The organism is Acinetobacter sp. TUM15071, from assembly GCF_008980925.1.
In the GTDB taxonomy this organism is placed as follows: Bacteria; Pseudomonadota; Gammaproteobacteria; order Pseudomonadales; family Moraxellaceae; genus Acinetobacter; species Acinetobacter dispersus.
Genome location: NZ_BKGB01000098.1, coordinates 1 through 228 on the forward strand (window position 1 = coordinate 1; position 228 = coordinate 228).

At 53.9% G+C, this 228-nt stretch carries 1 protein-coding gene; it reads right to left on the reverse strand.

Annotated elements, in window-relative coordinates; all coding sequences use genetic code 11:
* The coding region (locus GBI66_RS19380) for a hypothetical protein (protein WP_151717199.1) at positions 1 to 228 on the reverse strand (228 nt) is incomplete at both ends.

Below are 228 nucleotides of genomic sequence, written 5' to 3' on the forward strand. Positions count from 1 at the left end.
CTGCATCAGCAGGGATACCCGTCAAGGTACCTGTGATGGTTACATTGCCACCTGACTCTGCTGCATTCAATACGTTGTCTGCAGTCACTGCATCGATGTTGAGTACCGCACCCGCTGGGTTCGGTGGCGTAATATCCACGGTATAACTGTGGTCAGTGCTCACAGGTCCGACACCGGTTACATTCACGGTGACGTTGATGGTGCTGTCTGCATCGGCACTCAAGTCGC